Annotated in this window: 16 protein-coding genes; 2 read left to right on the top strand and 14 right to left on the bottom strand. The window is 30.9% G+C overall.

Annotated features, from left to right (window positions below):
* From ACJAX4_RS18510 to ACJAX4_RS18560, 11 genes are all read right to left on the bottom strand, one after another.
* A partial coding sequence (locus ACJAX4_RS18510; protein ID WP_435790914.1) for an iron-containing alcohol dehydrogenase occupies nt 1-443 on the bottom strand: 443 nt, incomplete at its 3' end.
* Nucleotides 444-475: 32 nt separating this feature from the next.
* Nucleotides 476-1,030 carry a nitroreductase family protein gene (locus ACJAX4_RS18515; protein WP_435790915.1) on the bottom strand — a complete coding sequence of 185 codons (555 nt, stop codon included), beginning with the start codon at nt 1,028-1,030 and terminating at the stop codon, nt 476-478.
* Between the two features lie 44 nt (nt 1,031-1,074).
* Nucleotides 1,075-1,368, bottom strand: a complete 294-nt coding sequence (locus tag ACJAX4_RS18520; RefSeq protein WP_435790916.1) for a putative quinol monooxygenase — start codon at nt 1,366-1,368, stop codon at nt 1,075-1,077.
* Nucleotides 1,369-1,596: 228 nt separating this feature from the next.
* A complete protein-coding gene (locus tag ACJAX4_RS18525; RefSeq protein WP_435790917.1) occupies nt 1,597-2,031 on the bottom strand; it encodes a MarR family transcriptional regulator in 435 nt (144 codons plus the stop codon).
* Nucleotides 2,032-2,638: 607 nt separating this feature from the next.
* On the bottom strand, nt 2,639-3,208 hold the full coding sequence (locus tag ACJAX4_RS18530) for a hypothetical protein (protein WP_435790918.1): 570 nt from the start codon (nt 3,206-3,208) through the stop codon (nt 2,639-2,641).
* 376 nt (nt 3,209-3,584) lie between these two features.
* Nucleotides 3,585-3,725, bottom strand: a complete 141-nt coding sequence (locus tag ACJAX4_RS18535) for a zinc ribbon-containing protein (protein WP_435790919.1) — start codon at nt 3,723-3,725, stop codon at nt 3,585-3,587.
* A gap of 231 nt (nt 3,726-3,956) precedes the next feature.
* Nucleotides 3,957-4,343, bottom strand: coding sequence for a hypothetical protein (locus tag ACJAX4_RS18540; RefSeq protein WP_435790920.1), 387 nt, complete (start codon nt 4,341-4,343; stop codon nt 3,957-3,959).
* Between the two features lie 159 nt (nt 4,344-4,502).
* A complete protein-coding gene (locus tag ACJAX4_RS18545; RefSeq protein WP_435790921.1) occupies nt 4,503-4,715 on the bottom strand; it encodes a BRO family protein in 213 nt (70 codons plus the stop codon).
* Nucleotides 4,716-4,758: 43 nt separating this feature from the next.
* Nucleotides 4,759-4,890, bottom strand: a complete 132-nt coding sequence (locus ACJAX4_RS18550; protein ID WP_435790922.1) for a hypothetical protein — start codon at nt 4,888-4,890, stop codon at nt 4,759-4,761.
* Nucleotides 4,891-5,406: 516 nt separating this feature from the next.
* Nucleotides 5,407-6,264 (bottom strand): hypothetical protein, encoded by an 858-nt coding sequence (locus ACJAX4_RS18555; RefSeq protein WP_435790923.1) that lies wholly within the window; start codon nt 6,262-6,264, stop codon nt 5,407-5,409.
* Nucleotides 6,265-6,269: 5 nt separating this feature from the next.
* A complete protein-coding gene (locus tag ACJAX4_RS18560) occupies nt 6,270-6,533 on the bottom strand; it encodes a nuclease domain-containing protein (RefSeq protein WP_435790929.1) in 264 nt (87 codons plus the stop codon).
* Between the two features lie 138 nt (nt 6,534-6,671).
* Here ACJAX4_RS18560 and ACJAX4_RS18565 point away from each other — a divergent pair, with 138 nt between their 5' ends.
* The gene (locus tag ACJAX4_RS18565; RefSeq protein WP_435790924.1) at nt 6,672-7,019 is read left to right on the top strand and encodes a hypothetical protein; all 348 of its coding nucleotides are present in this window, start codon (nt 6,672-6,674) and stop codon (nt 7,017-7,019) included.
* Between the two features lie 193 nt (nt 7,020-7,212).
* On the opposite strand, the gene rhuM is transcribed toward ACJAX4_RS18565, so the two are convergent.
* The 3 genes from rhuM to ACJAX4_RS18580 form a co-directional block, all read right to left on the bottom strand.
* On the bottom strand, nt 7,213-7,590 hold the full coding sequence (gene rhuM / locus ACJAX4_RS18570) for a RhuM family protein (protein ID WP_435790925.1): 378 nt from the start codon (nt 7,588-7,590) through the stop codon (nt 7,213-7,215).
* 396 nt (nt 7,591-7,986) lie between these two features.
* Entirely contained in the window at nt 7,987-8,814 is an 828-nt protein-coding gene (locus tag ACJAX4_RS18575) for an exodeoxyribonuclease III (RefSeq protein ID WP_435790926.1), read from the bottom strand.
* A 262-nt stretch (nt 8,815-9,076) separates the two neighbouring features.
* Nucleotides 9,077-9,247, bottom strand: a complete 171-nt coding sequence (locus ACJAX4_RS18580; protein WP_435790927.1) for a hypothetical protein — start codon at nt 9,245-9,247, stop codon at nt 9,077-9,079.
* 504 nt (nt 9,248-9,751) lie between these two features.
* Here ACJAX4_RS18580 and ACJAX4_RS18585 point away from each other — a divergent pair.
* Nucleotides 9,752-10,225: hypothetical protein (locus ACJAX4_RS18585; protein WP_435790928.1), on the top strand; the 474-nt coding region annotated here is incomplete at its 3' end.

A 10,225-nucleotide genomic window follows, 5' to 3' on the forward strand; every position in this document is an offset into this window, starting at 1 on the left:
GCATCCATTTCAGAACCTGTAGCAGATAATGTTAGTATAGTTGCAATTGGAATAACTTTATTTATTTTTCTTGGATCAAGTACAATGTCCCATGCATCACCATCATAATAATAGCCAGCTGCTATTACCTTTGAGCAGTCAATTACACTTCCTCCACCTACAGCAAGTATAAGTTCTACTTTATTTTCTCTGCATATTTCAATCCCTTTTTTTACGCTTGATATTCTTGGGTTAGGCTCTACACCTGATAACTCGAAGAAGTTTATTCCATTTTCGTTAAAAATATCTGTGACTTTACCATATAATCCGCTTTTCTTTATGCTACCACCACCGTAAACAAGCAAAACTTTAGAACCATACTTCTTTACGTTTTCTGCAAGTTGATCTATTTTATCTTTTCCAAAAAATACTTCTGTCTGTATTGAATAATCAAAATTTAACATTTTATAATCCCCTTTATTTTAAAATTAGTTTTTTATCTGATATAATTTATAACATCTTTATTTCTCTTTGATGGTCCTAAAATACTATCACTCGCTTTATGTCCTATGGCTACAGCATAAAATGGTTTATATCCATTAGGCAGTCCTAATTTTTTAACTTCATCACTAAGTGAAAAGAAAAATCCAACAAGACCTACCCATACTGTTCCAAGACCAATACTTTCAGTAGCTATTAACATATTTTCTATGGCTGCTGAGCAATCAACCAAAGATGAACTAACATCTTCTTTACCTGAAACTATTATTAGAGTAGGTGCATTATAAAATATATTTACAGCGTTCTTTCCAATATTTACTATGCCTTCATTGTCACTTTGACGCATCACTTCTTTTGACTTATCACTTATATGGGTAATCATTTCTTTATTTTGTATTACTGTAAAATGCCATGGTTGTGAATTGTTTGCAGTAGGTGCTTGTATACCAGCCGCTAGTATTGTTTGCAATTCCTCCTCACCTATTTGCTTTTCTGTATACTTTCTTGTGCTTCTTCTATTTTCTATTGCTTTAAGTACTTGGTTTTCCATATGTTTACGCTCCTTATTATATATTAGATTTATTTATACATAAGTTATGTATAAATTACTTTTTTACAAACATTCATTTCTGATTTCTTATCCATATAAACACTCATTTGTGGAACTATCCTTTTAAAATGATCTGAAGACATATGCTTATTTAAGTTCTCCATTGTTTCCCATTCTTCTATCATGATTAGTTGATCGGGACTTTTTAGATCTTGGTACATTTCATATTTTATACAACCCTCTTCTTTTATTGTTGTTTCTATTAATTCTTTTGCGAGTTCTAAAATTTTATCAATTTTATCTCCCTTAGCAAATTTTTTTGCTACAACCTTTATCATACAATTCACTCCTTTTTATAATTTTTTTATTCCTAAGTTTTATGAAAATTTTAATACTAAATCTTTCAATAATTCCCCATGTCGTTCTTCATCTGATACAGCATCCTCCATTTGCCTGGCTGCTCGTTCTAGCTCTTAAGATTTCGTTCATTTTTATAATATCTTTCATGCTAGAAATTGTAAATTCTTACGTACGTGTACGAACTATGTTTTATTAAAAAAAAGCTTTTACAGCATTTTTTCAAGATTGCTTAAAGCTTTTTCTATGTCATTTTCAAAAGTATTCCATTGATCTTTATCAAAATTCTTTTGTAATAAATTTAAAAATTCATCTTCAATTCCATATAGTTTTTCCTTAATAATATTAGCTTCAGGAGTTAAACTTATGTATATACTCCTTTTATCTTCAGAACAACTGCACTTTTTAATTAATCCTTGATTCTCATACTTTACAATAATATCTGACAAAGAGGATTTGGAAATTTTCCACATTTTTGCTATTTCGTTAAAAAGCAATGGAGTTCCATCTCCTGAAAGAATATAGAATAATGTAACATGATTCCTCAAAATTGGCAATCTTTCTTCATTTATTCTTTTTATAATATATTTATCAGAAATATTACAAATCTCTTTAATCTTTCTAATAATGCACTTATCTTGCATTTCCTCACCTCATTCGTTCGCGTATAAACTTGTTTATAAACTGACGTTAACATAAGTATCGAGTGTTGTCAATTACTATTTCATTTTGAGGGGTGAAGGCATGCTTGTTTCCAATCAGGCATTAGAGAAACGTTTAAAGATGTGTAAAGTTTTTGAAGAAGATTTTCGAAAAATTATTACGCCAAACACTCACAAATAATACTCGTATACCAAGTAAATGGGATGAATATTTTAATCGAATAAGAGTACAACTAGAATATGAATTGAAATCTGGAAATCTTCTTAATGTACAACTTACAGAGTTCTATTAGAAATTCATTATTTTTAATATTGTTAATCTGCATATAGATTCCCCCAAACTAATAATTTAATTATTATTCAAATGCCTTCTTTACAATTATATCCAATAAACAGACGATTTATTAATGTTTATCAAAAAACATTAAGTAGCCATTCTTAAATCACATAAGCAATTAGTTACTAATCTAATTAATCAAAAATAGCAAGAACAAACTCACTACAATTTAGCCAGTAAGTTTGTTCTTACTATTTACTCCAATATTCAATATTTATCAACTTAGATTAAATTCCAAGATTATCTATGCTATTAAACCTTATTTGCAGCATCAATTAGACTCTGTTTATCAACCGGTTGCAAAGGTTGATAGTCTATTTCAGTTATCTTTCCCTTGCTTAAATCCCAATAAGCTACTGTTTTAATATCAGCTAGTGGAGTACATGCTATCACAAATTCTTTAATTAATCCTTTGATTACTCTAACTTCTTCTGTCATGTTACTCGGTGGACCAAATGTAATAATAATAAGCTTATTATTTTTATTATCCCATCCGCCTTCTATTGCTATATTTATTCCTTTATGATTAGTCTTAATTAAACTTTTATCTATAATTGCTAAAATTTTAAAATATTGGATCTCATTAAAAGGGTCTTGATATTGTGACATAGCAAGTGAAACTGACCTTTGAAGCATTTCTTTAGTAAGTGTAAAGGAATATTGCTTATGCAAGTATATTTGTATCGGACTCAAAGTCTTCTGTCCTAAAGTATCTCTGATAACTACCATAGTTTCCGAAATTGCTCTTGCATAGGCGATATTTCCGGATGTAATATAATTAAAATATGCTTTTAAAAAGGTATATATTGATTTTAAAGTCATCCTAGCTCCTTGATGAATTACTATCACTACTAGTTATATTAATTAAGTAGCTAAATTAGAATTAATATTTTAATCAGGATGTTTCTTTAATCTTGGCTACGTCGAGATTCGTCCACAACAATCTTAACTACATCAATATTAAAGGATATTAAAACGACCATACTAATTTTATAGTATGGTCGTTCAATTTAATAACTTTATAAATACTTCTTCACTATTCTTACAAACTAGTACTCCACTTCTAATCTTTGTTACATCAATCTAGTTAACAACCCAATGCAGGCCTCATATTATATTCATTCTGCATTTAATCGTTAGTTTCTAAAATTTATAATTCTATTTCGTTAATCACTTAAGTGTCTTGATCTTTCTTGTTTTAAGCTTTTCTAAATTCGGTACCATTACATTTAGGGCATGGTGGTAAAGTATCAGTCGTATCATATAAAACAACCTTTTGTCCACATTTAGTACAAATATAAGTACCTTTTCCAGGTTTTTCACCAGTTTTATAGATCATCTGAATCACTTCCCTTCTATTATCTAATTCGATAATACCCAATAAATTCCTTTATATATACTCATAAACCGTACACTATAATCACCCTATAAACGACAAAATAATACTTTCAAATTTAATCGGGAGTGCCGTAGTCGTTTCCCGTATTACTCACTATACCTTCGCACGATTTTAAACACCCACACAAGCTATCCCTTCTTTATAATAATAATAATTCTTTCAGCTATTTATCTATTCAATCAAATCACCATTATTCTTTAACTTCTTCTGTTCTTCTTTTTCTATTGCCTTTACACTCTTCTTTGGCGTTTGTAAATTCTCTGGCATTGTTCCGCCTAGTTCCTCTATAGTTTTCCTTACCTTTGCTCCAACTTTGTAATGCACCTCATTTGCTTTATGCTTACCTTTAATATTTTCACGTCTTAATTTTTCATCAGTTTGAGTTGCGCGAAAGAGATTTGCTGCAAGCTCAGTACTTCCCATATAATCTAATATTCTATAACTTTTCTTTAACCCTTTTCTTTCCTTGATCTCTTTAGCCCCTAGTCCTCCATATAACCCTTGATAACCTCTATTTTGAAAGACTGCATAATCCCTTGGATCTTCTATACCTGCCATTTGTGCTACTTCTGCTAAAGACTTATTATGATCTGCTAGTTCATTTCTAATAGCTAATCTCTTTTTATCTTCTGATTCTTGCTGAAAATCATCTATTACTTCTTGTTTTATTGTTTGCGCTGCAAAATATGTTTGTCCTAAAGCAACAACATTTTTTCTTCAATCTGCATTTTGAACTATAAGATAACACGCATATCTTGAAAGCATCATGTCTTCTATTTCTCTTTTAGCACCTTTGGCAAGATCTATCATTTTGCCGACGTCGGCAAAATGATTTAAAACATTGATATCACTATTATTACAAGCTTCTTTTGCTTTATCTATAACCTTTTTAAAGTTTCCCCATTTTGTGTATTCTAGTATTTCTGCCAACTCTCTTGCATACCAAAATTCCTGTTCATAATCGTTTATATTTTTAATTTGCTAAATAATCTACCTTGTTTAATGTTCCGCCTATGCTAACTGAACCGAGTACTGCTACCTGACTTTGTACTGGTTTCATAAGGGCTCCTGAGCACATTGCTATTAATGCTAGGCTTGATGTCATCCCAACTTTGTATTTGCATTAGGTAGTCCTTTTGAGTAGTTGATATATATGCACTTATATTTCTACTATTTGCTTTGAAAAATCTAAATGCAGTATCTATACTTTCTTTTACATCTCTACAAGAGCCTAATCCTGTTGTTTTTCTTTCATATAAACCTCAAGATAGAAAGTTAAATAGTGTAGAATTTCTACTTGCAGCCTATTAAATATTCCATTTAATAAGTGGACGACACGACCCCATTCCACTAAATGGATTAGCGAAGCTAATCCGTTTAGTGGTTGCTAATTTCTCTCGGTTTTGCTATTATTTTTCGCATTGCCGTTCTTCAAACATATGTTCGCATACGTTCTATTATACAGCATTATACGAGAATTAAAAGGAGTAAAGTTTTCCTTTGAACTGAAAAATTACCATGATCAGCAATTGTTATATCGAAATACTTAATATTTTTTTAAAATTTAGCTTCTAACACTCTAAGTCGTATCTGTTGCTAGATTGTACTATATAGTGCATTTTCAATTAGCACCCCTCCCACTCTCAATTATTCTCCCCATTACATCCCTGGGCCTTCTATTAAATTCCGCCACACTAAACTCATACAAATTCCCATTGCACTCTACATAAATTTCCCCATCTTTTATATCTACCCTCATACCTTCTATAGAAAAACCCTCAATACTACTATCCTTATTAATACTTTTCCCAGTTTCCGTCTCAGTTAAAGAACTTATCCTCTTAAGTTCCCGCCACAATCTATATTCTTTTTTAGACCTAATACAAAGCTCCGTAACTATTTCAGCATTACTAAGTAAATATTCTGTAGTGTACATCACCCTTACCACCTGATAGCCTTTCACTTCAATTTTCCTGTGAAGCTTCTTCCATTCTTCTATTTCAAAAACATAGTAATCCTCTTCAGAGTCACTTGGAATCTCTCTTATCACATTTCTTTTCACAACTTTTATATCCACTATCTTTCCATAATAAGTTATGCCAGCCTCACCTACAAACTGTCTCTTTGACTGAGCTAAAGCTACAAACTTAATATTATGCTCTACTAAATTCACATTGCTACATTTAGTGTGATAAAACTTATCTTTTAGATTAATTTCAAGTTGCTCTTTATTTCTTAAAGACCCTACAAGAACTGTTCTCTCCTTGAAATATTCATCTTTTATATAGCTCTCTCGTCCTAAAGAATCAAGTGATCTTTCAAAGGTAGAATAAGATGATTCATTTATCAGCTTATCTAAAAACTCTTCCATGAGTCCTGTAGTTGATGGAAGAAAAGGAATACCACCTATATTTACTTCCTCTATACTCTTGTAAAAATCATGGTTTTTGTATTCCTCTTCATCTCTATATCTATGCATAATATTTATATCCTCTTCTTTAGGTCAAATACAAATTCATAGGCCGCATCACTATCTAGTTTATTTATAGCTAATATATTATCCGGCTTTTGACTTATTGTTTTGCTGCCTTCATTTTTAGAATTTGTGTTTCTTCCTTTAATGGAATTATAACTGACCTTAAATGTTTCATTTGTTTTTGGATTTTCATATACTAGTGTGGAAGTTACGCCCTTTTTAAGTGAGACAAATATTCCCACTCTGTTAATAGTTATAAAGTCTGAGCTTATTAGCTTATACTAGCCAACACCGTAGTAAGTAAAAGCTATTTTTTCAAAGTTCATTTTAATTCATAACAGGAATACTTTTAATTTTTAACTTTTTTTATTAGAATATACCTATAACGTAAAAAAAGTGGAGGAATTCAAATGAAGAAACGCAAGAATAAAAAGAATAAATATCCAGCAGATAAGGAATTTGATTTTGGTATATGCGAATTTAAATGCATTAATTGTAACCATCAATTCGAGGTTCCCTGGAAAGAAATATTTGAACTCCAAGAAATGACTCATAGCTTTGCGAGTTATGATTATATAAATAATGAGTATATTGCTTGTCCTAAGTGTTTTGAAAATGCTAATGAAGAATATTGTGATAAATGGCCACAGCATTTTGATAGTGCATTCAAGCCTAAAAATAATGAAAATACTATTTCATCTGAAAAGCTTTATAATGGCTGTGTTATAAAAATCGACGATGATAGTATGCCCTTTTAAATATTAGGATCTCTTAAATGTAGCTTATTTTTACATACATGTAAAAATAAACTTCTGCTATTTCTATAAATAACAGCTCGTAATTGTTAAATTAGAATAAGTCGTCCACTTCAACAAAATAAGCATCAACAGCTGCTACTCCAGCTACTGATGCTCACTCTAATGTTTGTTATATTAGAAATAGATTTGATGTCTATTCTTCTAATAAACCTTTAGCAAACTTATCAAAGTCTGATTGAAATAATCTATCCTGTACAATTCGATATTTCTCAAACTCACTTTCTGCAAAGGATTTTGCTATCTCAGCAGTAACCTTCATAATAGAACCTGCCCAACTTCTAAATATGATCGCTCTTTCTGAATTAGTTCTAAATCCAACCGCAATTACTGCCTCTAAATTATAAAATTTCGAATTATATCCTTTTCCATCAGAAAAAATATTTAATAGATTCTCTGCAACTGTAGATCGTCCTTTATCGTAAATTGTTGCAATCATATCCTGAGTTAACCATACGTTTTCATTTTCAACCATAACCTCAATTGAATCACAACCTGCATCTGCTGTAAACATCAAAACCTCTGCAGTACTGTTTCTTATTTTTAATAATTTTTTATCTTAACTCATAAATTTCATACCCCTTTTCACGTGCCTCAAATAACATTGCCTCTAGAGTATCCATGTTCACAGGTTTATATTCTATCCTTTAACTATATTGGTATCGCAACAATTATTACAAGCTTTTAAAAAGCGATACCATTTATGTATTTAATATTATTATGCCTCAATTACTTACGCCATCAAGGGAATTCATAAATATTTTTCAGGGAACTTAACTGGTACACAAATTACCGGTGTAACCTATATGAAGTTTTAAGAAACAGACATTGTTCGCTTCTCTTACAATATTTGAAAGGTGACAGGCACCTTACAGAGTTTGAAATCGAAGCAGATAAGCTCTGTTGCTAACTATAAATCTATTTCTAATAAAATTGGCGTATGGTCTTGTCTTTCACCGGAGTCTACCATCTCAGATTTAACAACTTTGTTAGCTAGCCTATCACTAACTAACCAATAATCAATCCTCCAGCCTGAGTTATTGATTTTACTTGTTTTTACCCTTTGTGCCCACCACGAATACACGCCTGTCACATCACCATGAATATATCTGAAAGTATCTGTAAATCCTTTGTTTAATAGATTTGTAAAGCCTTCACGCTCTTCATCTGTAAAACCTGCTGACCTACGATTATTTTGTGGATGTGCTAAGTCTATCTCTCTATGGGCTACATTATAGTCTCCTGTCGCTAAAACTGGTTTCTCTTTATCTAGACTCTGAAGATATTCAGTATACTTCTCATCCCAAACTTGCCTTTCTTCCAATCTTTTTAGACCATCTCCTGCATTAGGAGTATATACCTGAGTAAGATAAAATTCTCCAAAATCTAAAGTAATAATTCTTCCTTCTAAATCCATAGTATCTGGAGCTTGAATCTCAGGATAAAAAACTTCTGGAGCGTACTTATCTTTATATAAAAACATGGTCCCCGCATAGCTTTTTCTAGCTGGTTCCTGAGAATTTCTCCATACATATGAGTATCCTATAAAATACTCCGCTAATTGCTCCATATGCTTCTTACTTGGCCCCTTAGCTGGTAATTTAGTTTCTTGTAAAGCAATTACATCTGCCTTCTTCTCCATAATTGCATCAATTACTTTCCTCGTAAACACCGCCCTATTTGAATCACTTGTTAAGGCTGCATTTAATGAATCAATATTCCATGAAATAAATTTCAAATTATTCCTCCTTTGTAATTTCTAACTGGTATTTTACATATTTTCTTCTATATCTATATATTTTAATACTCTACAGTTATTCATTATACTATAAATATGAATAAGAATATAACCATAAATCTCTGCAATGGCCTTTTGTGTCATCTAAACTGTTTTATTTTCAAGTATTACATCTATCTTTGTTTTATCAACCCCTTATTGCCATTATATATACATATTTATTATAAATATAATAATTCTAATTCTATACCAATTATATCAATTATCTCCTATCAAGCTCTACTCTATCAAAATTGTATTTTAAATCTACCTTATTGAATTCGATGGTATTAGCTCTATCTAATACTTTTTTATTAAATGGAAAAGTAGTTTCATCCATATTTACAGTTCCAACTATATTGCTGTGGAATATAAACGTCACCATATTTATCATAGGCAGCATCAATAATAATGTCTAGAACGAATAAGTGCAGCGCCATTCGTAGCAACACACTATCATTTTGCTGCCACATAAAGCACAAGATATCAGGTTACATGATTTACTAAACCTGCATCAGATATTTTACTTTAGGCTAGCTTACATATAATTAGCATTTTTTAGTTTACAATTATACCCAAGGGTCAGGTACCTTACATAGTTTGGAAGCGAAGCAGACAAACTCTGTTGCTACTAACTATATGGTCTGGTTCAAATGCTTACAGTTATTTAGCACACAGAAGGATACTGTAAAAAGCAAATACTTATTAGTCCAGTCGCACACGTCTCATTCGGATGCAAAATTAAAGGATTTTAAAATTAGGGAAGCAATTTACATATGATTTTGTTAAACATTTGAATTTCTACTTTGATATATTGTATAATTAAGAAAGGACAAAAGTGTAAAAATATTTTATAAATTAGACATAAAATAAAAGATTGGAGGGGGACCAAACGTTTATGAAAAAAAGTATAAAACTTATATTTTTAATATCAATATTATTCGTCTTTAGCATGACACTCGGTTGTGAAAATAAAGAAGACAATCTCTCAATTGTTAAAGGTAATAATTATGATAAAGTAATCGAACAAGGATTCCAAAGCGAAGGGTTATCTTTGCAAGATATACTTTACGAAAAAACAATTGGTGAAAGTAAAATGATATTCTTCACTTCTGATGAAGCTTTGGGTCTGGCATATATGGGTAAAGACGAAGATGGGTGGACATTTAACAGAATTACAACACTTACTAATTTTGAGTCAGACAAAACACCACCATCTTATATGGCAGCTGGTTTAGAAGTTGAAACTCCAGATGGTGTAAATTTTTTTTTAGCAATGGGAAAAATATTTAATCCAAATATAACTAAAATCACTTTATCAAATGATTCAATTAACACAATTATTAAAGAGAAAGATGGTAATATATTTTGG

It is taken from the genome of Clostridium sp. (assembly GCF_051278035.1).
GTDB lineage: Bacteria > Bacillota > Clostridia > Clostridiales > Clostridiaceae > Clostridium_AD.

What these genes read in the sequence shown, in the direction of transcription:
- ACJAX4_RS18515 (WP_435790915.1), bottom strand. Translation starts at nt 1,030, where the DNA reads ATGGAAAACCAAGTACTTAAAGCAATAGAAAATAGAAGAAGCACAAGA.
- ACJAX4_RS18540 (WP_435790920.1), bottom strand. Translation starts at nt 4,343, where the DNA reads ATGGCAGGTATAGAAGATCCAAGGGATTATGCAGTCTTTCAAAATAGA.
- ACJAX4_RS18555 (WP_435790923.1), bottom strand. Translation starts at nt 6,264, where the DNA reads ATGCATAGATATAGAGATGAAGAGGAATACAAAAACCATGATTTTTAC.
- rhuM (WP_435790925.1), bottom strand. Translation starts at nt 7,590, where the DNA reads ATGTTTACAGCAGATGCAGGTTGTGATTCAATTGAGGTTATGGTTGAA.
- ACJAX4_RS18530 (WP_435790918.1), bottom strand. Translation starts at nt 3,208, where the DNA reads ATGACTTTAAAATCAATATATACCTTTTTAAAAGCATATTTTAATTAT.
- ACJAX4_RS18565 (WP_435790924.1), top strand. Translation starts at nt 6,672, where the DNA reads ATGAAGAAACGCAAGAATAAAAAGAATAAATATCCAGCAGATAAGGAA.
- ACJAX4_RS18525 (WP_435790917.1), bottom strand. Translation starts at nt 2,031, where the DNA reads ATGCAAGATAAGTGCATTATTAGAAAGATTAAAGAGATTTGTAATATT.
- ACJAX4_RS18580 (WP_435790927.1), bottom strand. Translation starts at nt 9,247, where the DNA reads ATGATAAATATGGTGACGTTTATATTCCACAGCAATATAGTTGGAACT.
- ACJAX4_RS18535 (WP_435790919.1), bottom strand. Translation starts at nt 3,725, where the DNA reads ATGATCTATAAAACTGGTGAAAAACCTGGAAAAGGTACTTATATTTGT.
- ACJAX4_RS18550 (WP_435790922.1), bottom strand. Translation starts at nt 4,890, where the DNA reads ATGACATCAAGCCTAGCATTAATAGCAATGTGCTCAGGAGCCCTTATG.
- ACJAX4_RS18520 (WP_435790916.1), bottom strand. Translation starts at nt 1,368, where the DNA reads ATGATAAAGGTTGTAGCAAAAAAATTTGCTAAGGGAGATAAAATTGAT.